Raw genomic sequence first — 21,215 nt, forward strand, 5'->3', positions numbered from 1 at the left:
CGGGGCCGTTCCGGGACACCGGGCTTGACTCTCAGGTGGCACGAGACGGCACAGTCGACGCCGTGGACAGGAGAAACCTGCTGCCGATCGGGCAGTTCTCGCAGGCCAGCGGCCTCTCGGTCACCGCGCTCCGGTACTACGGCGCCAGTGGCGTGCTGGTGCCCGCGTTCGTCGACCCGGTGAGCGGCTACCGGTACTTCCGGCGTGACCAGGTACGGACGGCGCAGCTGATCAGGGCGCTGCGGCAACTGGACATCCCGGTCGAGGAGCTGAGCCGGCTGCTGGCCGAGGAGGAGGGGCTCGCCGCCGCCCTGCGGGAACAGCTGCGGGCGGCCGAGCGGCGGCTGGAGGTGCAGCGCTCCGTGGTCCACAGCCTGTTGAGCCGACTGACCGAAGGAGCAGAGATGACCCACCGTGTCACCGTCCGCCAGGGCGCCGCCGAACGGATCCTGGTCCGCGGGGCGACCCTGGACAACTCCGGGCTGGACGCCTTCCTGCGCGGCGCGTACCAGGAGATGTACGAGGTCGCCGGCCGCGGCCCGCTGACCTTCGCCGGGCCCGCCTTCGTCCGCTTCCACGGGGTGTGCGACGACGAGAACGCGACGCTCGTCGAGGCCTGCCTGCCGTTCCGGGAGGACGGCGCGCAGCCCACGGACCTGCCCGAGGGCATGGCCGTGCGCGAGCTGCCCGCGAGCACCCTCGCGTGCACGGAGGTCGAGGGCGAGGCCGCCGCGTTCCCGCGGATCCTCGGGGCGTACGACGCCGTCGCCGGCTGGATCACCGAGCACGGCTTCGCCTTCGGGGGCCCGGCCCGGATGATCTACCGCCGCTGGACCGGCACGCCGGACCACCCGGACAACCGCCTGGAGATCGCCTGGCCGATCGCGGAGCCCGACGAGGGCTGAGTCCGCGGTCTCCGCCAAGCCCGGCCCTGCGCCCCTTCGCCACCACGACGCCGTCATCGGCGCGCTGCGCGGCGGCGGATTCTCCGTGCCGATGACGGCGCACGCGGTCTCACTGATCGACAGCTACCTGTACGGCTTCCACCCTCGTCCTCGACGCCCTCCACCCGGACGAGAACCCGGACGGGACCCGGACGGGTAGCCGGCCCGCGTCGCCGGCTAACGGCAGTACGCGGCTGTCGCGATCTCGACGAAGGAGCGGATCAGCGGGTTGGTGTCGCCCTCGTTCCACACCGCCACCACCCGGCTCGGCGGCATGTCGGTCAGCGGCACGACGGTCAGCTGCGCCGGTACGTCGTGCCGGAGCGGGGCCAGGCCGATCGTGCCGTTCCAGAGCACGGCCTGCTGGCATTCCTGGACGGCGCGCACGACCGGGCCCTCGCGCGGGGTGCCGCCGTGCCAGTACGCCTGCCAGACCGGGTCGGTGCCCCGGGGGAACCGGAACCAGCGGCGCCCGTCCAACTCGGCCAGCCGCAACCGGTCGTGGCGGGCCAGCGGGTCGTCGGCACGCAGGACCACGCCGACCGGATCGGTCCGCAGGGTGCGCACCGTCAGGGCGGTCTCGTCGAACGGTGCCCGGGTCAGGGCGACGTCGACGAGTCCGGCGCGCAGGCCGCAGGTCGGGTCGGTCAGGTCGGTGTCGCGGATGCGGATGTCGACGCCGGGGTGGTTCCGGCGGTAGGCGGCGGCGAGCCTGGCCACCGCCGGGTCGGTGCCGTCGCCCAGGATGCCGACGGTGATGGCCGCGGAACCGGCCGCCGCGCTCACGCGGAGGCGGACGCGGTCGGCGTGGTCGAGCAGGGACCGCGCCTCGTCGAGCAGCACCGCGCCCGCCGGGGTGAGCGTGACGCCACTGGGCGAGCGGACCAGGAGCAGGGCCCCGAGGTCGGCCTCCAGCTGTTTGACCGCCCGGCTCAGCGGCGGCTGGCTGATGTGCAGTCGGGTGGCGGCCCGGCCGAAGTGGAGTTCCTCGGCGACGGCCACGAAGTAGCGCAGGGTCCGTAGCTCCACGCCGCAACGATAGGTCAGTTGTCGTCGGTGACGGCCAGGGCGTCGGTGATCAGGCGGGTGGCGAACTCCTGGTCGTCGCCGACCATGCGGTTGATCTGCTCCGCCAGCAGGACGGCGGTGGCCTCCAGGGGGTTCATCTCGGCGCGGGTCCAGTCGCCGTACTGGGCGCGCCACAGGTTGGGGCTCAGGCCGGTGCCCGAGGCGATGAGGAGGCCGGCCATGGTGGGGATGACCTCGCGGCGGAAGGTGTTGGGCATCATCCGCATCGTGGCCACCAGGGTGGGCACCACGTGCTCGATGACGTCCTTGTCATGGCGCTCGCAGACCGTCCGCAGCCAGTCCATGTACATGTAGATGAGCGTGCAGACCCCGTCGAGCAGCGCGTCCGCGTCCTCCGGGCCCATCGAGGCGGCGAACTCGTCGGCCAGTCGCTGCTGTTCGGGGTCGGTGCCGCTCTTGCCGTCGTAGATGGCCTTCAGTCGCGAGTCCATCACCATGACGGCGGTGCTCACATCGCCGGCGCGGGCGTAGGCGGGGTCACAGGGAGACGACACGGGAATCCTCCTCAGCCGGCCGCACTGGGTAGCGGCGCATGTTCGTAGGGTAGTCCTCCCCGGGGTGGGAATCCGCCGAATCCTTCTGCTCGCCGACGAGGCGGGTGGCGGCCCGTCAGCCGGTGGTCACCCGGAGGTTGACGAGGAGGGCGGTGCCGTCGGCGGAGGTGGCGAGGACCCGTCCGGAGCGGTGCCAGTACGTGACGGTGCCGGCGTGACGGCGCACGCCGATCCGGGGATCGGAGGCGTCGCGGACGAGCAGGGTGAGCGCGGGCGCGGCGGACGGGCCGGTGCCGGCGTGGACGCGCAGGTCCGCCCCTTCCGGGACGGCCAGCGCCCAGTGCTCGCCGTCGGCGGCTGGGCCGGTCAACGCCCGGCCGTCGACGCCCAGTTCGACGGCGGGGAGGTCGGAGGTCCAGCGCAGGCGGGTGTGCTCCGACTCCCCCGCGAAGGCGGTGAGCAGGCTGCCGGCGGCCAGGGCCACCGGGTCGAGGGGAACGTCGGCGAGCGGCTCCTCGGCGAGGGCCGCGCCGGTGAGGGCCGCGCCGGTGAGGGCGTCGTCCACCCGCAGCCGGCCGCGCAGCTCCCAGCCGGGCAGGTCCCAGCGCCACACCTCGGTGAGCGGGGAGCCGTCGGGCAGCGGCGAGCGGACGACGGCCGCGCAGCCGCCCGGGGTACGCGTGATGCCTCCCAATAGTCGCTGCTCGCCGCCGAGTTCGCGCCACACCGCGGTCGGGCGCGGGGTCAGGGTGTCGAGCACGACGAGGGCGCCCTCGTCCTCGGCGAGCAGGTGCCGGCCGTCGAAGGACGGCGCCACCCGGCGGGCCCGCAGGGTGGTCCAGGGCCGGACGGTGCGGGTGGCGAGGTCGAGCCGGGCGAAGGCGCTCGACTCCGGGCCGTGGTCGGCGACCAGCAGCGCGCTGCCGCCGTGGTCGGCGAGGACGAGCCGGTCGGCGGGGGTGTCCCAGCGGGCGCGGGTGCGGCCGTCGAGGGCGAGCAGCCGCACGCCCGCCTGGCCGCAGGCGACCAGCACGGAGCCGGAGGCGAGCAGGGCGGCGTCCAGGACCGGGAGCGTGCCCGGACGGTCGGCGGCGGTGTACGCGGGGGCGGCCGTGCGCAGGCGGGGCAGCGGCCGGGGGCGGGCCAGGTCGGCGGCGGCCAGCGGGTCGGCGCGGCGCAGCAGTCCGTCGAACAGGGCCTTCTCGGCCGCGCCGCCCGGGCCACTGCCGTCGGCACCGCCGAAGCCGCCGTCGCGAACGGCGGCCCGGGCGGCGGCGGTGGCGAGTTCGCGGTCGGTGGCCTCGTCGGCGGCCGGCAGGTCGGCGAGCGCGGCCGCCAGGGCGGAGCGGCCGGTGGTGTGCGGGTCGCCGTCGCCGTCGAGGACGGCGCGGGCCAGGGCGCGGGTGGCGTCGCCGGCGCCCAGCGCCAGCAGGTACGGCAGGGCGCGGCCACGGACGGGGCCGCCGAGGGCGACGGCGTCCCGCAGGTCGGCGGCGAGCGTGGGGCGCAGCGCCGCGTCCGGCCAGGCCGCCTCGACGGCGCCGAGCCGGTCGCCGGCCGCGCGGCAGTGCTCGGCCCAGGCCGCGCGCAGGGCGCGGGCGGCCCGCGGGTCGACGGCGGCCAGGCGGTCGACGGCCGCGGCGAAGACGCCCCGGCGGTGGGCGGTGCGGACGGCGCGCTCGTGCTCGCCGGCCTGCCACCAGAGGCGGACCACCAGGTCGGCGGGCAGGTCTCGGCCCTCGGCGAGTTCGGCGGCCTGGGTGCGGCGGTCGTGCCGCTCCAGCAGGGCGACGGCCTCGGCGGGCGCGTCGAGCAGGTCGGCGAGGACAAACGCGGCCTCGTCGATCCGCCCCTGCTGCTCCAGGCGCTCGGCGGCGGCGCGGTAGAGCGCGGTGAGGTGGGCGTGGGCGGTGGGGCCGTGGAAGGGGCTCGTCACCGTCCGGCCGCCGGTCGCCGGGGTGGGGCGCAGCGGGCCGGTGAAGCGCTTGGGCAGGGTGAGGGTGAGCCAGCCGCGGGCGGTGGCCGCGGTCTGCTGCCCGGCGGCGAGCGGGAAGGCGTCGCGCAGGGCGTCCTCCCAGCGGTGCTGCTCGAAGGCCCGGGTGAGCTCGCGCAGGTAGCGGGCGTGGCGGCCGTGCAGCAGGTGGGCGGCGGGGGTGCGCAGGGTGAGGCGGGCCAGCAGGTCGCCGAGCCACGGGCGACCGGTGCGGCGCGGCGCGGCCGGCCCACCGGTGGGGGTGCCTGCGGTGCCGCCGCCCCCCTCCTGGGTGGCCCTTCTACCGAAGAGCAGTCCGTATACGGCGCCCGAGACGGCTGCCACGACCACCACACGGCCCGGGTGGAGGCCGCCGTCCGCGAGGAGTCCGACGCCGTGGAGCACCACGAGTACCAGCGGCAGCACCACCGTCAGGGCGAGGATGACCTTCGCGGTGCGGGGGTCCACGGCGAGCTGCGGGCCACGCTGCCGCCGCGAGCGCGCGCCGGTGGCGGGCGGCTCCTCGGCGGTCAGCCGACGGGCCCGGTCGGACGGCGGCCGGATGCCGGCCGCCGTCCGCAGGTCCGGGCGGGGCAACGGCGGCAGGGACTCCTCGACGTGCTCGGCACGGGGGGCGGGGGCGACACCGAGCGGGCGCGGGCGGTGCAGGGTGAGTCCGCTCAGCAGCAGCCAGTCGGCGGGGTCCACCGTCGGCAATTCGCCGATGATCTGACGTATCGTCAGATCGGCCTGCAGCAGGACGAGATGACCGAGGCCGGCGCCCTCCGAGGAGGCTCCCGGGGCGGCCAGCGCACCGCTTCCGGTGCGCTCCAGCGGCAGGCCGAGGGGCCGGTCGGCGCGCATCCGGACCGGCTCGGGCAGCGTCAGCAGCCAGCGTCCGTCCGGAAGTTCGCGCAGCATCGCACCGTCGCACCAGAGCGCCAGGACGCGGTCGGCGGCCTCGGCCGGGCCGATCAGCGGCACGTCGAAGACGAAGCCCGCGGCGTTCACTCGTCGCTCCCGAACAGGTGGTGGATCCGGCCGGTGGTGGCGTCGCCGACGACGATCCGCCCGGACGAGGTCTCGGCCGCGATCAGCGGCAGGGCGGGGTGCACGGCGGGCGGGACGGTGCCGCCGGAGAACCGGCTCAGGGTGCGGACGCCGTCGGCGCGGACCGCCCGGATCAGGCGGCCGCCCGCCGACCAGGTGATCAGCGCGGGCTCGCGGCCGTCGTGCACCAGGCCGAGCACCTCGGCGTTCTCCCGGAACGCCAGCCGCCGCTCGTCGCCGAGCCTGGTCCACACCGTCCAGTGCTTGCCGTCCTCCGACCAGGCGGCCGTCCCGCCCGCGTGCACCAGGTGCCGCGCCTGCGCGGCCTCCGGCAGCAGGGCGCGTTCGACCAGGCGCGGCTCGCGGAACCGGTCGAAGCCGCGCTCGCGTTCCGTCCCCCGGCCGACCGGCCCGTCGTCGGTGACCGTGCCATCGGGGGCGATCCGGCGCCAGCGTCCGGCGACCGGGAGGAGCAGATCGTCCCCGGCGCGCAGCAGCGGCAGCACGGGGCGCCCCGCGAGGCGTGCCACCAAGCCCTCGTCCAGGCCGAGTTCGGCCGGTTCGACGGAGAGTTCCGCGGGACCGGCAAGCGGTCGGCCGCTGACGTACCGGAGCACCCGGCCCTGGGCGAGGTGCAGGGCGATCAGTCGGCGGCCGTGCCGTCCGGCGGCGATCACCTGGCCGTTCACGCGGTGCGCCTTGGGCCCTACGACGCCGCCGTGCCGCCGCTCGATGTCGCGCACGTCCACGGCGAGCAGCGTTCCGGCGTCCCGGCCGCGGGCGAGCAGGAACGGCGCCTCGGTGGTGAAGGTGGGCAGCCCCCGCCCGAGCGGAGCCGCCGCCGGCGACGGGGTGACGGGCTTCGGGGCGGCGCGCCGGAACTCCGCTCCGCGCAGCGCCCGGACGGCGATGTCGGCGGCGGGCAGCGGCAGTTCGAACTCCGCGCGGTCAAGACGGACGGTGACATGGGTGGCGCCCGCCGAGCCCCAGCGGGTCGCCTCGCTCGCGAGGACCCTGGGCAGGCCGGGGAGCCGGTCGGCGAGCCGGGGCGAGGTGAGCACCCAGGCCCGGTCGGCGGCGTCCAGCGTGGCGGCGGCGAACTCGACGTCCTCGGGCGTCGGTTCGGTGGTGCGGCGGGCCGCGAGCCAGGCGGGCAGCAGCTCGGCGGGCTCGCCCCCGAACCAGTGCACGGGCTCGTCACCGAGCACGCCGACCAGCAGCTCGCCGCCCCGGGCGGTGGCCCGGCGGTGCAGCACCAGCAGCGCGGCCAGCTGGACGAGGCGCCCGGCGCCGGCCTGCGACGGGCCGGCGTCCACCATCGCGACCGTCCGCCCGCGCGGCGCGGTGGAATGGAACTCGGGTGCGAAGTAGAGGAGTTCACGGTCGACGAAGCGGCGCAGGAACTCCTCGGGGTACTCCTCGGCGAGCAGCCACTCGGCGGGCAGCAGCTGGTCGGGGCGCCCGGAGCGGCCGAGCCCGCCCAGGCCGTCCGGCTCCCCCGGTCCGTCGGTCACCGGCTCGCGCTCGCCCACGAGTACGTCGAGGCGGCGCAGCAACGGCCCGAGGGCGGTGGCGAGTTCGGGGGTGAGCGCGGACAGCGAACCGGCCCAGGCGGCCAGTCCGGCCGGCAGCGGGGCGGCGGTCATCGCGCGGGCTCCCCGGAGAGAGGCGCGAGCGCGTCCGGGTCGGTGGCGGGGGCGGGCCGGGCGGCGACGAGGGCGTGGCCGGGGACGAGCACGCAGAGGTCGCCGGGTTCGGCGCCCAGCGCGGTGCGCCACAGGGCGGGCGCGGGCCGGGGGCGGGCGGTGGTGGGGACGAGCAGCTCGCCGTCGTGGCCGAGGTAGCGGGCGCCGTCCGCCCACGGGAGGTCGGCCTCCGCCCCGAGGACGAGCAGCGTGGTGTCGTCGGCGAGGACGCCGAGCCGCGCGCCGTCGGTGAGCCGCTCCCGGGTGGCGGCGGCCAGCGCGGGGACGGCGGCGCCGACGGCGAGCACGGCGGTGGCGGGCAGCGGCGGCTCGCGGCGCTCCCAGCGCAGGGCCACGGCGGGCGGCGCGAGCGGAGCGGGGGCGGCCGTCACGAGGGCGTGACCGCCGCGACGAGCTCGGCCCGTATGCCGGCGAGCGCGGCGGGCAGGTCGGCCGGGGCGAATCCGGCGTCGATCTCGCGCAGCGCGGCCTCCAGCCGGAGCCGGGAGTCGCGCCCCCCGGGGAGGCCACGGTGCTCGGCGAGCAGGGCGGCGCCGGTGCGGGCGAGGCGTTCGGCGCGCGCGGCGGTGCTGCGCGAGAGCTCCTCGGCGGCGTGCATGAGGGATTCGTTGGCGGCCTTCTCGATGAGGTCGCCGAGGGTGTCGCGGGCCAGCGCCTGGGTGTCGGCGGTGGGGGCGATCAGCGGCAGCACCCACAGGTCGCGGGCACCGGCGACGTCCCGTCCGTCCAGGACGGCGGCGGCCGCCACCAGCCGCTGCGAGCGGACGGCCCGCCGGTCGCCGACGGGCACGCCGGCGGCGCGCAGTCGGCGCAGCGCGGTGGCGAGCAGCGGGGTGACGGCGTCGAGGTCGCAGCCGCAGGCGGCGGCGGTGAGCCGGTCGAGCGCGCCGAGCACGTCAGCGCCGGCGGCCGGAGCGGGCGCGGCGGGCCGCCGTCCGGCCTCCAGCAGTTCCTCAAGGCGGGCGTCGGCGACCGGCTCGACGAAGACCCGGGCGAGGAAGCGGTCGGCGAACGCGGCGAGCGCCGGGTCCTCCGGCAGGTGGTTGGCCGCGCCGACGCAGACCCGCAGCGGGTTGGCGAGGACGGTGCCGCCGCGCCGGAAGACCCGCTCGTTGAGCAGGCCGAGCAGGGTGTTGAGGACGGCGGTGGAGCCGAGGAAGACCTCGTCGAGGAAGGCGATCTCGGCCTCGGGCAGCATGCCCGCCGTCTCGAACTCGACCCGGCCCTCGCGCAGGCCGCGCAGGTCGACGGGGCCGAACAGCTCGTTGGGTTCGGTGAACCGGCCGAGCAGGTACTCGAAGTAGCGGCCGCCGAGCTGCCCGGCCACCCGGCGCACGGCCTGCGACTTGGCGGTGCCGGGCGGGCCGACGACCAGCAGGTGTTCCCCCGCGACGGCGCAGAGCGCGACCACCTCGGCGACCGTCTCGCGGTCGACGGTGCCGCGCCCGGCGGCGGCGACGGCGGCGCCGATCAGTTCGGCGTCCGGTCGGAGCGCGGCGGAGCGGGCGTCGGGCGGGGTGCTGATGTGGGTCACGAGCACCGGAGTCTACGGGCCCCGGACCTGCCGTCACCAGCGGGTTTCCGTCGGCCCCGGCCGCGACCCGCGCCCCCGGGGGGCTTCGCCCGCCCGCGGCGTCTACGGATCGCTGACCGGTTGTAGACGCGCCGCTGGTGTCCTGCTCGGGCCCGCCGCCCCGACCGGACGCGGGCCATCGAACCGAAGGGGAACCCCGTGTCAGACACCTCCACCCGGGCCACCGGCGTCGGCGCCCGACTGGCGAGGCTGGCTCTCGCCGCGTGCACGCTGTCCGTGAGCGGCCTGGCCGTGCTCGCCGCACCCGCGGGCGCCACGACCACGGCCGCCGCACCGGCGGGCGCCGCGGCGACGGCCGTGGTCGAGCAGACGATCACGATCCAGGACCACCAGAACCACCACGCGCTGGCCACCGCGGACGGGGAGGGCTCGCGGATCGTCGCGCGCGGCTACCAGGACGCCTCCACCCGGTTCTGGATCTCCAACAAGCCGAACGGCCGGGTCGACTTCGTCCGCTCCGTCAACGGCACCGAGCGCGTGATCGAGATGGACCTCAACGACGGCCGGACGACGCAGTTCATCCACTGGTGGGCGGGCGACAACCAGCAGTGGACCCTGGAGGACGCCGCCGAGGGCGGAACGTATCTGCACAACGCCCGGGACAACCGCTGTCTGACCTACCACGGCCTGGACCGCGAGGTCACCGTCGAGACCTGCGACGGCAGCGCGTCCCAGCGGTTCGACCTGGTGCCGTCCGGCACCACCCCGCCCCCGTCTCCCCCGGCCGAGCAGCGCTTCCTCCAGCGCCTCAACGAACTGCGCGCCCGGTACGGCAAGGCGCCGGTGCGGCTCAACCCGACGCTCTCCCAGGCCGCCCAATGCAACGCCGCCCAGATGGACCAGCGCCACGTCTCCGGCCACTTCTGCGCCTCGGACGCCGTCGCGCGCGGTCTCGGGTACAACGCGCGGGCCTGGGGCGAAATAGCCTTCTACGGTCCCACCAGCATCGATGCCGCCTTCGACGGCTGGGTCAACTCCTCCCCGCACCTCACGATCATGGTCGGCGACTACGCCGAGGTCGGGCTCTCCCAGGTGGGCGCGGCCTCCTGGAACGCCGACTTCGGCACCCGCTGAGACGCGTCCCCCGACGGGCCGGCCGGACCTCCTACGCCCGGAGGTCCGGCCAGCCCTGGTGGTCCGGCGGGACGCGTGGTCGCGGCGGGTGGGCGTGCGGGCGAACAGGTCCGACCGGCGGGCCCGGACCGCGGCGCGGTCTCAGTGCCCCGCCGCCGGCGCCAGCGGCCCCGCCGAGACGTCGAAGGCGTGTGTCACCTCCGGCGCGGTCCCGGGGCGCAGCAGGGCCCGGGCCTGCTCCTCGTCCCGGCGGTCGGTGGCGGTGAGCCGGCCGCCGTGCTGGGCCAGGTGCTCGGCCCAGGAGGAGACCAGGTAGGTCTCGACGAACCGCTCGGGTTCGCCGCCGTCCTGGTAGAGGCCCCAGCTGAGGGCGCCGGTGCGGCGGCGCGAGGCGGCGACCCGGCGCATCCGCGCGGTGAACGCGGCCCGGTGCTCCGCCTCCACCCGGTACTCGACGGTGACCAGCACCGGTCCGTCCGCGTCGCCCGGTTCGACCACCAGCAGGGGCTCGGGCCAGTGGCCGGACGGCGTCGGGTCGACCCGGTCGCCGTCGTACAGCGGCAGCCGGCGGGCGCCGAGCGCGCCGAGCAGCAGCACCGCGCCGGCGGTCAGCAGCGCGGCGCCCGGGCCGTGACGCTCGGCCAGCACGCCCCAGAGCGGGGCCGCCAGGGCCTGGCCGCCCTGGAAGACCAGCAGCTGGACGGCCAGGCCGCGGGCCCGCACCCAGCCGGGGAGCCGGGTCTGGACGGCCGCGTTGAGGGTGGACAGCACCCCGATCCAGGCCACCCCGGCGGGCAGCAGGGCGAGGCCGACGAGCCAGGGCAGCCGGACCGTCGCCAGCACGGCCAGCACCCCGGCGAGCGCGACGGTCCCCGCCACCAGGGTGCCGTTGGCCCCGAGCCGGCGGCGCATCAGCGGCAGCGCGAACGCCCCGCCCACCGCGCCGACGCCGACCGCGCCGAGCAGCAGCCCGTAGCCGCCGGGGCCGAGGCCCAGCGACCGGCGCGCGACCAGCGGCAGCAGCGCCCACAGCGCGCCCGCGCCGGGCACGAACAGCGCGGTGCGCAGCAGCACCCGCCGTACGCCCGGCGCGTGCCGGATGTAGCGGCGGCCCGCGTGCACGGCGGCGAGCAGTCCTTCGCCCCCGCCGGCCGGCCCGTCCTGCGGCGCGCTCCGGTGCCAGCGCAGCAGGACGACCAGGACGCCGAGGTAGGAGGCGGCGTTGAAGGCGAACACCCAGCCCGCGCCGGCCGCCGCGACCACCGCGCCGCCGATCGCCGGGCCGACCGCCCGCGCGAGGTTCATGTTGACGGCGCCGAGCGCCGCCGCCTGCCCGAGCTGCCGGCGCTCCACCAGCTCCGGTTGGACGGCCTGCCAGGCCGGGCCCATCACGGCGGTGCCGCAGCCGAGCAGGAAGGTGAGGCCGAGCAGCGGACCGGGGGTCAGCGCGCCGGCGAAGGCCAGCACCGCGAGGACGGTGGCGACGACGAGCATCACGAGCTGCGAGGCGACCAGCACCGAACGGCGGTCGCGGCGGTCGGCCAGCACCCCGGAGGGCAGCGCCAGCAGGACCACCGGCAGGCTCGCGGCCGTCTGCACCAGCGCCAGCAGGGCGGCGTCGTGGCCGACCAGCAGCCACTGGGCGCCGACGGTCTGCATCCAGCTGCCGACGTTGGAGACGAGTTGGGCGATCCACAGGGCGCGGAAGACCCGGCCGGTGAGCGGGGCCCACGCGGAGTCGTCCGCCGGGCGTCGGGCGGGGGTGGTGGTCTCTGTGCTCATACCGGTCCGTTGCGGGTGGGGGTCGGGGCGCGGCCCGACGCGGCGGCCGTGGGGGTTGCCGCGGTCCGGCGTCGGCCGTACGGAGGCTAGGACGGGCCGCGCGCCCTGGTGCGCCCGCGGGCGCACCGGCGCTGCCCCGGGAGTGCACGGGTCCGCGCGGTCCGTCCGCCGGCCTCAGACGTCCCTGCGGTGCGCGGCGGCCGTCGCGACCACGACCGCGCCCACCGCCCAGCCCGCGAAGGCGAGCCACGACCCGAGCGCGGTGGCCGGGTACGGCGGCGCCAGCACCTGCGTCGGGTCGGGCGTGGCCAGCCGCCGCCAGGCGATGAACGGCATGGCGTGCTCGACCACCGCCGACCAGCGGTGGTCCTCGTTGAACGAGGCGGGCAGCAGGAACAGCACCAGCACGGTGGTCACCACGCTCGCGGCGGCGTGCCGCACCAGCGTCCCCAGCCCGAAACCGATCAGCGCGCAGACCGGGGCGAGGGCGGCGGCCCCGGCAACAGCCTGCAGCACCCCGGGATCGGCGAGCGACACCCCGGCGTGCCGTCGGCCGAGCAGGGCCTGGGCGAATCCGAAGGAGACACCCGAAGCGCACACGCCGAGGCCGAGCATGACCGCCGCCAGCACCCCGGCCTTGGCCAGCAGCACCGCCCGGCGGTCCGGGACGGCGGCGAAGGTGGTGCGGATCATCCCGGTCGTGTACTCGCCGACGATCACCGCGGCGCCGACGCCTCCCGCGAGGAGCGTCAGGAGGTCGGCGGCCAGCCCGGTGAACGAGGCGTTCACCGCCACGGCGACGACTCCGGAGCCGGGCGGCGGGCCACCTGGCTCGGTGTGCGTGTAGGTGTAGCGCGCGGCGTTGAGGTTGACGGCGACCAGGACGAGCACGCCGAGGCCCAGCACCCAGGGGATCGAGCGCGGGGACCAGAACCTGATCCACTCGGCGGCGAGCAGGTCGCGCGGGCGCGGCCGGGGTTCGGTGGTGGCGGTGCCGATCGTCGCGGTGGTCATCGCGGCCCTCCGGCGGGGTGGTCGACGCGGTCGGCGGTGAGTGCCATGAACGCCTCCTCCAAGGAGGCCGTGCGGGTGGTCAGTTCGAGCAGCGGGATCCGGTGGTCGAGGGCGAGCGCGCCGATCCGCGCGGCGTCCAGGCCGGTCACGGCGAGCGCGCCGTCCGCCTCCGCGCGCGACACCGTGCCACCGGCCGCCGTCAGAACGCCCGCCAGCGCCTCGGGTTCGGCCGCGCGCACGGTCACCCCCGGCCGGGCGCCGGCCGGCCCCGTGCCTCGGGCGGCGAATTCGGCCACGCTCTCGGCGGCGATCAACCGACCGCGTCCGATGACCACCAACCGGTCCGCCGTGTGCTCCATCTCGCTCATCAGATGACTGGAGACGAACACCGTCCGCCCCTCCGCCGCCAGATTCCGGAACAGACCGCGCACCCAGCGCACCCCCTCCGGGTCCAGCCCGTTCAGCGGCTCGTCGAACAGCAGCACCGGCGGATCGCCGAGCAGCGCCGCCGCGATCCCGAGCCGCTGCTTCATCCCGAGCGAGTACCCGCCGATCCGACGCCCGGCCGCCCCGGCGAGCCCCACCTCCTCCAGTACCGCGTCCACCCGGGCGCGCGGCACGGCGTTGCCCCGGGCCAGCGCCCGCAGATGGGCACGGCCGCTGCGCCCGCCGTGCACGTCGCCCGCGTCCAGCAGCGCGCCGACGTGCCGCAGACCGCGCGGCCGCTCCCGGAACGGGCGGCCGCCGACGGTCGCCGTCCCGCCGGTGGGCTCGCTCAGCCCCAGGATCATCCGCAGCGCGGTGCTCTTCCCGGCGCCGTTCGGTCCCAGGAACCCGGTGACCTGACCCGGGTGGACGGCGAAGGTGAGGTCGTCGACGGCGGTGGTGCGGCCGTAACGCTTCGTCAGTCGGTGCACTTCGATCATGCCGACCACGGTGCCGCCGAACGGCCGGGCGGCACATCGGCCCCGGGCCGACACCCGCCCGGCCCCGCAGTCACCTCCGGGCGTACACCCGTGGTCCGATGCCGCGCCGCAGGCCGCCTCGTTACGATCACCGCATGTCCGCGACGCCCCCGCCACCGATACTCCTCCCGCCCCGGCTCCGGCGGGTGCCGCCCGGCGCCTGGACGGCGCTCGCGTGGTGCGTCTCGCTGCTCTACCCCTCCCTCGTCCTCGGCGCCGTCCCCGGCCGCCCGGCCTCCGCGGACGGCAGACTCGCCCCGCCCGCGCCGCAGGACTGGGCGACCGCCGCCTTCACCACTCCCGTCGCGTTCCTCGCCGCCGCTCTGCTGCGCCGCCGGCCGCGCACGGCCGTCGCCCTGCTGCTCGCCGCCACCGTGGCGCAGACCAAGGCCTGGCGCTGGGAGCTCGAACTGCCGCCGACCGCGCTGCTCGCGGTCGCCGCCGCCCTCTGCCTGGTCACGGCCGCCGAACCGCGCCGGACCTCACGGGCCGCACTGGCCATGGTGCTGGGCACGCTGACCTTCCATCTGATCCTCTCCCCCGCCCTCGGCGGCGGTCTGCTGCTCACCGGCACCCGGATCGGCGCCAACGACGCCGGCGTGCTGATCGCCGTCATCGCCTGGCTGGTGGGCCGCTCGGTGCACCAGTCCCGGGAGCACGCCGAGGCGTTGAGCACCCGGGCGGCGGCCGAGGCGGTCACCGCCGAACGCCTGCGGATCGCCCGCGAGATGCACGACACCGTGGCCCACAGCATCGGCATCGTCGCCCTCCAGGCGGGCGCGGCCCGCCGGGTCATCGACACCCGGCCGGACCGGGCGCGCGAGGCCCTCGGCGAGATCGAGACCGCCGGCCGGGAGACGCTGGCGGGCCTGCGCCGGATGCTCGGCGCGCTGCGCCGGGCAGACGACACCGCCGAGCCCGTGAGCGCCGCGCTGCGTCCACCGGGCCTGGCCGACCTCGACGGGCTGACCGCCGCCACCACGGCGGCGGGCGTGCGGGTCGACGTCCGGTGGCAGGGCGAACGGCGGCCGCTGCCACCGGAGATCGACCTGGCGGCGTTCCGGATCGTCCAGGAGTCGGTGGCCAACGTGGTCCGCCACGCCGCCGCCCCGTCCTGCCGGGTCACCGTCGACCACCGGCGTCCGGCGGAGCTCTCCATCGAGGTCACCGACCGCGGCCGTGGCCACGGCACCGCCGCCGGGGCCGGCTACGGCCTGGCGGGCCTGCGCGAGCGGGTCGCCCTGCTGCACGGCGAGTTCGACGCCGCGCCGCGCCCCGGCGGCGGCTTCCGGGTCGCCGCCCGCCTGCCGGTCGCCGAGGCGGCGACCCGGTGACGGCCCCCGCCCGCGCCGTCCGCGTCGTCCTCGCCGACGACCAGCCGCTCGTCCGGGCCGCGCTGGAGATGGTGATCACCGAGGCGCCCGACCTGGAGGTGGTCGGCGAGGCCGCCACCGGTGCCGAGGCCGTCCGGCTCGCCGAGGAACTGCGGCCCGACGTCGTGGTGATGGACCTGCGGATGCCCGTGCTCGACGGCATCGAGGCCACCCGCCGGGTGACGGCCGGACCGGACCCGGCCCGGGTCGTCGTGCTCACCACCTTCGACGAGGACGAGAACGTGCACGCGGCCCTGCGCGCCGGGGCGTCCGGCTTCCTCGTCAAGGACATGGCCCTGGACGACATCCTCGGCGCGATCCGGGTGGTGGCCGCCGGCGACGCCCTGATCGCCCCGAGCGTCACCCGCCGCCTGATCGCCGAGTTCGCCGCCCGCCCCGCCCCCGCTTCCCCCACGGCTCGCCCGGGCGCTTCCCCGGACGACCGGCTGACCGGCATCACCGACCGTGAACGCGAGATCCTCACCCTCGTCGGCCGGGGGCTGTCCAACACCGAGATCGCCGGCGAACTCGTGCTCAGTCCGGCCACTGTGAAGACCTACATGACCCGGCTGCTCACCAAGCTCGCCGCCCGCGACCGCGTCCACCTGGTCATCCTGGCCTACGAGTCCGGCCTGGTCGGCGCCCGGGGATGATCCCGTCGGCGTGCGGGGGCCGCGGCCCGGCCCCCACACGCCGCAGCGGGCGCGGGGGCCGGGGCGGAACCGGGGCCGGGAGGCGTCGGTCGACGACGGTCATCACCTGACGTTCGTGATCCGGCCGGCGCAGGTGAATTCAGGCGCCGCCCGGTGTTCACTGCTTCTCGGGGCCGGACACGAAAGACGGGTTCTGTCCACCTCCTATCGGGCGATTGAGCTGGGAAGACGCCGGGCGGTCGCATCGGATGCGAGTTTCTCGCATCCGATGCGATGGACGGAGAGCGATGAGACGTGACCGAAGGTCCCTGCCCGCCCGGTCCGGTCGGACTGCAGCTACACCGACTTCACCACCGAGCAGGCCGCGACGGACACCGGGGCCGCCTGGAGCCGGTACGCCGCCGGAGACCACCAGCGCTGACCCGCCCCCTCGGTGCGCCGGTGGGACACGGGAGCCGTTTCTGACGGCCGGGGTGGTTGCGGTGGCTCCCGGCCTCGTCAGGCCGGCCGGTTGTTCGCCGGTGCGGTCTGCGGACTGCCGGGATCAGGGGCGGGCAGCGGCCAGGTGGGGTGGGCGAGATGACGGCGCAGGGCGTCGAGCCGGGCGAGGTGGTGGTCGAGGGCGGCGTTGACGGTGCTCGTGGTGGCGGCCACTCGCGCTTCGAGGTCGTGGATCCGGTCCAGGAGGTCCTGCCAGCGCCTTTCGGCGGCGGTGGCAGGGTCAGGCGCGGCGTCGGTCGCTGTCATCGCGGAGCCGGGTGGTGTGGTGGGTGAGGGCGTCGAGGCGGGTGGCGAGGTCGCCCTGGCTGGTGCCGAGGTGGGGGCGGACGGCGGCGAGAGGCTCTATGAGGTCGGCGGGGTCGGTGGCGCCGAGGGCGGCGGTCAGGGCAGCCTGGGCGGGACGGGCGTCGGGAGCGAGTGCGGCCGTGGTGATCTCGGCGGCGAGGACCCGCAGCTCGGCGGCGTGGTCGCGGGCCCAGACGGTGACCGATCGGTCGGCGGCCCGCCGGTCACGGACGGCCTTGACCCGTTCGGCGCCGGTACCGGACCGCGAAGCGCCGCCGGCGGAGGGCTTGAGGCGCAGGTAGCGGTTCTCGGCGGCCTGGCGGCTGGCGACGCCCATCGGGTGGGCGAGGTCGGCCCAGGTGGCGCCGGCCTGCCGGGCGCTCTCCACCAGGCCGGCTTCCCAGCCGGCGAGCTGGCCGCGCAGTTCGCGCAGCAGGACGAGTGCGGCCAGGGCCTGCTCGGGGCCACCGTGCTCGTCAGGGGTGGTCGGGGGCGGGGACGTCGGGTTCTGGGCGGTGCGGACGGCGTGGTCGATGGCGGCCAGCGCCGCCGCGGCTGCCAGGAACGGGACCGGCTCGACCGGCGGGAAGGCGTCTGGGGCGGCTCTGCGGGACTTCTCGCTCATGCAGTCACTCTATAGGCGACACGGCAACTTGTCATCGGATGGATGACGCGCTAGAAAGGAGTCAGGTGAAGCGCACTGGCACCCATTCGATCCATGGAGGTGTTTCGCAATGCTGCTGCGCACTGACCCGTTCCGCGAGCTGGACCGGCTGACCCAGCAGTTCCTCAACACGACCGGCACCTGGTCGCGTCCGACGCCGATGCCGCTGGACGCCTACCGGTCCGGCGACGAGTACGTGATCTGCTTCGACCTGCCGGGGGTCGACCCGGAGGCGATCGACATCGACGTCGAGCGGAACATGGTGACCGTCAAGGCCGAGCGCCGCCCGCGCCAGGAAGGCGAGGGCATCAAGTGGGAGCTGTCCGAGCGCCCCCTCGGCGTGTTCTCCCGCCAGGTCATGCTCTCCGACACCCTCGACCCCGCCGGGATCACCGCCGACTACGACGCCGGCGTGCTGACCCTGAAGATCCCGGTCGCCGAGAAGGCCAAGCCCCGCAAGATCGAGATCAGCCACAGCGGAAGCCGCAAGCAGATCCAGGCCTGACCCGTTCCCCGATGCCGTTCCGGCCGCCCCTGATCTCTCCCCCCTCGATCGAAAGGGGCGGCCGGAACACCCCTCGACCGCCGGGCCGGCATCGCCCGGGCCGGCCTGCCCGCAGCGACGCGGAAACGCCATGAACGGCCAGAGCAACCAGCCCTTCATCGTGCGAGCCCACGGAGAGATCGACCTCGACACCGCCCCCTCGCTGCGCCGTGCTCTGGCCACCGCGCTCGAGTCGCACCGGGAGGTGGTGCTGGATCTGTCGGAGGTGACGTTCATGGACTGCGCGGGCCTGGGCGCCCTGGTCCGGGCCCGCAACCAGGCCGACCGGTGCGGTGCCCGCCTGACCCTGCGCGGGGCCGGGCGCTGCGTGGTGCGGCTGCTCAAGCTGACCGGTCTGCACCGGCGCCTGGCCGTCGAGCCCTGACCGGCGGCGGGCGGCGTACCGGGCAGGCCGGGACGGAGGGAGAACCGCGATGACGCTTCGATGGGAGACGTTCCTGGAAGAGGTCCGGGAACGCGGTGAGTACAACAGCCCGCAGGAGGCCGAGCGGGCCGCCCGGGTGGTCCTGGCCCTGCTCGGCGCCCATCTGGTCGGCGAGGTACGGGCCGAACTGGCCGCCCGACTGCCCGAGACCATGGCCCTGATCCTGCTCAACCCGCTGCAGGCCGCCGAGCCCCTCAACGCCGAGCGGTTCGTGCGCGCGACCGCGGCCTGGGTCGAGGGCGCCACCGACGCCACGGCCCTGTGGGACGTCGGCGCCGTCCTGTCCACGGTGGCCGACGCCGCCGGCGACGACCTCACCCGGCGCGTCCTGCTCCAGCTGCCGCCCGGCTACGACCTGCTGTTCGGCCGTCCCACCGCAGGGACACGACCCTGACCACCCCTCACCCGCCGCCGGCCCGCCGTCGGCCCGCCCCTGGAAGGCCCCACGGTCATGACCCGCTACCGCCACCTCCTCCAGCAGGTCCGCAACCTCGGCCGCTACACCACCAACGAGGAAGCCGAACGCGTCCTCGACGCCGTCCTGGCCCTCCTCGGCTCCCAGCTCACCGGCGACGAACGCTGCGACCTCGCCGCCGCCCTGCCCGAACGGGCCCGCGCCGTCTTCGCCACCCAGATCCCCCTGCCCCATCCCGTCACCGCCCCCGCCTTCGTCGAGACCCTCGCCCACACCCTGGGCACCAGCCTCACCGCCGCCCGCTGGGACGCCTCCTCCGTCCTGACCACCCTCACCACCCTCACCGACGACACCCTCACCGACCGCCTCCTCACCCACCTGCCCCGCGACTACGCCCTGCTGTTCGGCCGCGCGGACCTGGCCGCCGTCGCCTGAGCGGCGGGCCCGACCCGCCAGCGCGGGAGCGCTCCGAGCTGCCCTGGCAAGCACCCAACCGCACACCGGATGAGGCGAGGCGACCGATGGACGGACCCCACCGCTACGCGGTCACCCTGCCCGGCCGGCCCGGCCGGCATGGGCCGCCCGAGGTCGTCGTCGTCCATCTCACCGGTGCGTACACCGCTGCCGGTGTAGCCGCCATCGGCCCGGACCAGCGCAAACAGGTGGTGCGCGGCAGCCACCTGGGCGAGCAGGACATGGGCGGCGGCGCGGTCGCCGATGTCCGCCGAGGTGACCATCACCCCCAGCAGCAGACCGAGCGTGTCGACCACCACGTGGCGCTTGCGGCCGTTGATCAGCTTGCCGCCGTCGAAGCCGCGGCTGTCGGCGCCGACGACGGCGTCCGCCTTGATGGACTGGGAGTCGATCACGCCCGCGCTCGGCTCCGGATCCCGCCCCGCCCTCTCCCGGCCCCTTCCACGCAACCGGTCGTGGAACTCCTTCACCAGACCGTGGTCGCGCCAGCGGCGGAAGAACGCGTAGACCCGGTCCCACGGCGGGAAGGCGGCCGGCATCGCCCGCCACTTCGATCCGTTGTCGACGAGGCAGCGGATCGCGTCCAACATCACGCGGTGGCAGTAGGCCTCCGGCTGACCGCCCCGGCCTCGCAGCCAGGCCGGCACCGGAAGCAGCGGCCGCACCACCGCCCACTCCGCGTCCGACATGTCCGTCGGGTAGCGGCGCGCACGGACCCCGCGGTCGGCGGCATTCCCGAACCGGTGAGCGAGGCAGTTACACGCGAGGGTGACCGAAGTCGATGGGGATCTTTGAACCTCCTCACCCTGTGCTGAGGATGGCCCCGGAGTTGCTCGCCTTGATTCCTCAGGCGTGCATGTGCTGGTCTGCGGGTGGATGCCGAACTCGACGGCTGGCTCTTGATCGGGTGGCTGGGTGGGCACGTGGGAGCGGTCTCAGGGTTCGATGGAGAGGTGTTCGATGAGGTCGTCGCGCAGCGTGAATCGATAGCGGAGATCGATGGTGCCGCCGGGGAAGTTGCCTTCGAGGCGGTGTGTGGCGATGTAGTGGGCCGTGTCGGTCTGCTGAGCGTTCGTGAGGTCGATGGTGTAGGTGAATTCGGTGGCGGAGTGGTCCAGCCACCGCTCGATCGCGGCGCTGCCCTGGTAGGTGTTGCCGTCGTCGATCACTGTGGCGTCGTCGGTGAACGTCGTGACCGCGGTGGCGGTGTCGTGGGCGCGGTGCGCTGTGAGGTAGCGAGTGATCACCTCGGGCAGGTCGTCCGGGGTGATGGTCCGGGGCTGGTTGTCGTGCATGACGCTCCTGATGGTGGTGGCGGGTTCAGACGGTGGGGGTGGTGCCGCCGTCGATGACGTGTTCGGCGCCGACGATGGCCGAGGCGCGGTCGGAAACGAGGAAGGCGACGAGCTCGGCGACCTCCTCGGGCCGGTTGGGACGGCCGAGCGGGATGCCTCCCAGGGAGTCCATCAGCCGGCCCAGCGCCGCTTCCGGGCTGATGCCGGCGTCGTGGGCGATCCGGGCGACGAGGTTGTCGGCGGCCGAGGTCTGGACGAAGCCGGGTGAGACGGTGTTGACGCGGACGCCGTGCGGGGCGACCTGGGTGGCCAGGCCCTTGCTGTACGTGGTCAGGGCGGCCTTGGCGGCAGCGTAGGCCAGGGTGCCGTTCCACAGCGGCATGCGGCGCTGGATCGAGGTGACGTGCACGACCACGCCCTTGCCCGTGGCGATCATGTGCGGCAGGAGTGCGCGGTCCAGGCGGACGGCGGCCAGCAGGTTCGTGTTCAGCTCCCGGGCCCAGTCGTCCTCTCCGAGCGCGGCGAATCCTCCTGCCGATGCCTCGGAGCCGCCGAGGGTGTTGACCAGGATGTCGACGCCTCCCACGCGGGCGTCCACCTCGGAGGCGACGTGGGCGGCGCCCTGGGCGGTGGACAGGTCGGCGGTGATGAACGCCTTCTCCTCGACGTCGTCGGGGCGGCTGCGGGCGGTGACCAGCACGGTCGCGCCGGCCTCGGTGAGGCGTCGGGCGATCGCGGCTCCGGTGCCCTTGGTGCCGCCGGTGACCAGAGCGCGTCGGCCCTCGAGGGATTCGCTGATGGATGTGGTCACGGTGTGCTCCGTTCCCGGGTGCGGGCATACGAGGCGCCGCCCCGTCTCTACTGCTAAAGCCGCCCCACCTC

Annotated in this window: 21 protein-coding genes and 2 pseudogenes; 9 read left to right on the forward strand and 14 right to left on the reverse strand. The window is 75.6% G+C overall.

Annotated elements, in window-relative coordinates; translation table 11 throughout:
• Positions 1 to 62: 62 nt before the first annotated feature.
• Positions 63 to 905, forward strand: a complete 843-nt coding sequence (locus ACFU9E_RS12360; RefSeq protein WP_380688167.1) for a MerR family transcriptional regulator — start codon at positions 63 to 65, stop codon at positions 903 to 905.
• A 216-nt stretch (positions 906 to 1,121) separates the two neighbouring features.
• On the opposite strand, the gene ACFU9E_RS12365 is transcribed toward ACFU9E_RS12360, so the two are convergent.
• From ACFU9E_RS12365 to ACFU9E_RS12390, 6 genes are all read right to left on the reverse strand, one after another.
• Entirely contained in the window at positions 1,122 to 1,973 is an 852-nt protein-coding gene (locus ACFU9E_RS12365) for a LysR family transcriptional regulator (RefSeq protein WP_380688165.1), read from the reverse strand.
• A gap of 14 nt (positions 1,974 to 1,987) precedes the next feature.
• Positions 1,988 to 2,527 (reverse strand): hypothetical protein, encoded by a 540-nt coding sequence (locus ACFU9E_RS12370; RefSeq protein WP_380688163.1) that lies wholly within the window; start codon positions 2,525 to 2,527, stop codon positions 1,988 to 1,990.
• Positions 2,528 to 2,642: 115 nt separating this feature from the next.
• On the reverse strand, positions 2,643 to 5,510 hold the full coding sequence (locus ACFU9E_RS12375; protein ID WP_380714961.1) for a bpX6 domain-containing protein: 2,868 nt from the start codon (positions 5,508 to 5,510) through the stop codon (positions 2,643 to 2,645).
• Entirely contained in the window at positions 5,507 to 7,195 is a 1,689-nt protein-coding gene (locus ACFU9E_RS12380) for a hypothetical protein (protein ID WP_380685574.1), read from the reverse strand. Before ACFU9E_RS12380 ends, ACFU9E_RS12375 begins: the two co-directional genes overlap by 4 nt.
• The gene (locus tag ACFU9E_RS12385; RefSeq protein ID WP_380685571.1) at positions 7,192 to 7,626 is read right to left on the reverse strand and encodes a hypothetical protein; all 435 of its coding nucleotides are present in this window, start codon (positions 7,624 to 7,626) and stop codon (positions 7,192 to 7,194) included. The genes ACFU9E_RS12380 and ACFU9E_RS12385 overlap by 4 nt, the downstream gene beginning before the upstream one ends.
• Positions 7,623 to 8,789 (reverse strand): AAA family ATPase, encoded by a 1,167-nt coding sequence (locus ACFU9E_RS12390; RefSeq protein WP_380685569.1) that lies wholly within the window; start codon positions 8,787 to 8,789, stop codon positions 7,623 to 7,625. Before ACFU9E_RS12390 ends, ACFU9E_RS12385 begins: the two co-directional genes overlap by 4 nt.
• A gap of 198 nt (positions 8,790 to 8,987) precedes the next feature.
• Between ACFU9E_RS12390 and ACFU9E_RS12395 the strand changes: the two genes are divergently transcribed.
• A complete protein-coding gene (locus ACFU9E_RS12395) occupies positions 8,988 to 9,923 on the forward strand; it encodes a CAP domain-containing protein (protein WP_380685567.1) in 936 nt (311 codons plus the stop codon).
• A gap of 141 nt (positions 9,924 to 10,064) precedes the next feature.
• On the opposite strand, the gene ACFU9E_RS12400 is transcribed toward ACFU9E_RS12395, so the two are convergent.
• The 3 genes from ACFU9E_RS12400 to ACFU9E_RS12410 form a co-directional block, all read right to left on the reverse strand.
• Entirely contained in the window at positions 10,065 to 11,705 is a 1,641-nt protein-coding gene (locus ACFU9E_RS12400) for an MFS transporter (protein WP_380685565.1), read from the reverse strand.
• A gap of 174 nt (positions 11,706 to 11,879) precedes the next feature.
• Positions 11,880 to 12,719 (reverse strand): ABC transporter permease, encoded by an 840-nt coding sequence (locus ACFU9E_RS12405; RefSeq protein WP_380685563.1) that lies wholly within the window; start codon positions 12,717 to 12,719, stop codon positions 11,880 to 11,882.
• On the reverse strand, positions 12,716 to 13,645 hold the full coding sequence (locus ACFU9E_RS12410; protein WP_380685561.1) for an ABC transporter ATP-binding protein: 930 nt from the start codon (positions 13,643 to 13,645) through the stop codon (positions 12,716 to 12,718). The genes ACFU9E_RS12405 and ACFU9E_RS12410 overlap by 4 nt, the downstream gene beginning before the upstream one ends.
• 134 nt (positions 13,646 to 13,779) lie before the next feature.
• Between ACFU9E_RS12410 and ACFU9E_RS12415 the strand changes: the two genes are divergently transcribed.
• Positions 13,780 to 15,018 (forward strand): sensor histidine kinase, encoded by a 1,239-nt coding sequence (locus ACFU9E_RS12415; protein ID WP_380714963.1) that lies wholly within the window; start codon positions 13,780 to 13,782, stop codon positions 15,016 to 15,018.
• Positions 15,015 to 15,710, forward strand: coding sequence for a response regulator (locus ACFU9E_RS12420; protein WP_380684102.1), 696 nt, complete (start codon positions 15,015 to 15,017; stop codon positions 15,708 to 15,710). Before ACFU9E_RS12415 ends, ACFU9E_RS12420 begins: the two co-directional genes overlap by 4 nt.
• A 498-nt stretch (positions 15,711 to 16,208) precedes the next feature.
• On the opposite strand, the gene ACFU9E_RS12425 is transcribed toward ACFU9E_RS12420, so the two are convergent.
• Both ACFU9E_RS12425 and ACFU9E_RS12430 read right to left on the reverse strand, forming a co-directional pair.
• Complete coding sequence (locus ACFU9E_RS12425; RefSeq protein WP_380684101.1) at positions 16,209 to 16,457, reverse strand: hypothetical protein; 249 nt, start codon at positions 16,455 to 16,457, stop codon at positions 16,209 to 16,211.
• Positions 16,432 to 17,121, reverse strand: a complete 690-nt coding sequence (locus ACFU9E_RS12430; protein ID WP_380684100.1) for a hypothetical protein — start codon at positions 17,119 to 17,121, stop codon at positions 16,432 to 16,434. The genes ACFU9E_RS12425 and ACFU9E_RS12430 overlap by 26 nt, the downstream gene beginning before the upstream one ends.
• Before the next feature lie 109 nt (positions 17,122 to 17,230).
• Here ACFU9E_RS12430 and ACFU9E_RS12435 point away from each other — a divergent pair, with 109 nt between their 5' ends.
• From ACFU9E_RS12435 to ACFU9E_RS12455, 5 genes and pseudogenes are all read left to right on the forward strand, one after another.
• Positions 17,231 to 17,665: an Hsp20/alpha crystallin family protein gene (locus tag ACFU9E_RS12435; RefSeq protein WP_380684099.1), complete on the forward strand. Its 435-nt coding sequence runs from the start codon at positions 17,231 to 17,233 to the stop codon at positions 17,663 to 17,665.
• A 130-nt stretch (positions 17,666 to 17,795) separates the two neighbouring features.
• Positions 17,796 to 18,089, forward strand: coding sequence for an STAS domain-containing protein (locus ACFU9E_RS12440; RefSeq protein ID WP_380684098.1), 294 nt, complete (start codon positions 17,796 to 17,798; stop codon positions 18,087 to 18,089).
• Positions 18,090 to 18,138: 49 nt separating this feature from the next.
• Positions 18,139 to 18,543, forward strand: a complete 405-nt coding sequence (locus ACFU9E_RS12445) for a DUF2267 domain-containing protein (RefSeq protein ID WP_380684097.1) — start codon at positions 18,139 to 18,141, stop codon at positions 18,541 to 18,543.
• A gap of 57 nt (positions 18,544 to 18,600) precedes the next feature.
• On the forward strand, positions 18,601 to 18,999 hold the full coding sequence (locus ACFU9E_RS12450) for a DUF2267 domain-containing protein (RefSeq protein ID WP_380684096.1): 399 nt from the start codon (positions 18,601 to 18,603) through the stop codon (positions 18,997 to 18,999).
• 86 nt (positions 19,000 to 19,085) lie between these two features.
• Positions 19,086 to 19,145: pseudogene (locus ACFU9E_RS12455) on the forward strand (hypothetical protein); the annotation flags it as partial.
• A gap of 42 nt (positions 19,146 to 19,187) precedes the next feature.
• Here the strand turns inward: ACFU9E_RS12455 and ACFU9E_RS12460 are convergent.
• The 3 genes and pseudogenes from ACFU9E_RS12460 to ACFU9E_RS12470 form a co-directional block, all read right to left on the reverse strand.
• Positions 19,188 to 19,727: pseudogene (locus ACFU9E_RS12460) on the reverse strand (IS5 family transposase); the annotation flags it as partial.
• A gap of 246 nt (positions 19,728 to 19,973) precedes the next feature.
• Positions 19,974 to 20,333 carry a nuclear transport factor 2 family protein gene (locus ACFU9E_RS12465; protein ID WP_380684095.1) on the reverse strand — a complete coding sequence of 120 codons (360 nt, stop codon included), beginning with the start codon at positions 20,331 to 20,333 and terminating at the stop codon, positions 19,974 to 19,976.
• A 25-nt stretch (positions 20,334 to 20,358) separates the two neighbouring features.
• Positions 20,359 to 21,144, reverse strand: coding sequence for an SDR family oxidoreductase (locus ACFU9E_RS12470; protein ID WP_380684094.1), 786 nt, complete (start codon positions 21,142 to 21,144; stop codon positions 20,359 to 20,361).
• Positions 21,145 to 21,215 lie beyond the last annotated feature (71 nt).

It is taken from the genome of Kitasatospora sp. NPDC057595 (assembly GCF_042800875.1).
GTDB lineage: Bacteria > Actinomycetota > Actinomycetes > Streptomycetales > Streptomycetaceae > Kitasatospora.

Excerpts from the sequence above, each read along its gene's own strand:
- ACFU9E_RS12380 (WP_380685574.1), bottom strand. The coding sequence starts at position 7,195 with ATGACCGCCGCCCCGCTGCCGGCCGGACTGGCCGCCTGGGCCGGTTCG.
- ACFU9E_RS12400 (WP_380685565.1), bottom strand. The coding sequence starts at position 11,705 with ATGAGCACAGAGACCACCACCCCCGCCCGACGCCCGGCGGACGACTCC.
- ACFU9E_RS12405 (WP_380685563.1), bottom strand. The coding sequence starts at position 12,719 with ATGACCACCGCGACGATCGGCACCGCCACCACCGAACCCCGGCCGCGC.
- ACFU9E_RS12410 (WP_380685561.1), bottom strand. The coding sequence starts at position 13,645 with ATGATCGAAGTGCACCGACTGACGAAGCGTTACGGCCGCACCACCGCC.
- ACFU9E_RS12415 (WP_380714963.1), top strand. The coding sequence starts at position 13,780 with ATGTCCGCGACGCCCCCGCCACCGATACTCCTCCCGCCCCGGCTCCGG.
- ACFU9E_RS12425 (WP_380684101.1), bottom strand. The coding sequence starts at position 16,457 with ATGACAGCGACCGACGCCGCGCCTGACCCTGCCACCGCCGCCGAAAGG.
- ACFU9E_RS12430 (WP_380684100.1), bottom strand. The coding sequence starts at position 17,121 with ATGAGCGAGAAGTCCCGCAGAGCCGCCCCAGACGCCTTCCCGCCGGTC.
- ACFU9E_RS12435 (WP_380684099.1), top strand. The coding sequence starts at position 17,231 with ATGCTGCTGCGCACTGACCCGTTCCGCGAGCTGGACCGGCTGACCCAG.
- ACFU9E_RS12440 (WP_380684098.1), top strand. The coding sequence starts at position 17,796 with ATGAACGGCCAGAGCAACCAGCCCTTCATCGTGCGAGCCCACGGAGAG.
- ACFU9E_RS12445 (WP_380684097.1), top strand. The coding sequence starts at position 18,139 with ATGACGCTTCGATGGGAGACGTTCCTGGAAGAGGTCCGGGAACGCGGT.
- ACFU9E_RS12450 (WP_380684096.1), top strand. The coding sequence starts at position 18,601 with ATGACCCGCTACCGCCACCTCCTCCAGCAGGTCCGCAACCTCGGCCGC.
- ACFU9E_RS12465 (WP_380684095.1), bottom strand. The coding sequence starts at position 20,333 with ATGCACGACAACCAGCCCCGGACCATCACCCCGGACGACCTGCCCGAG.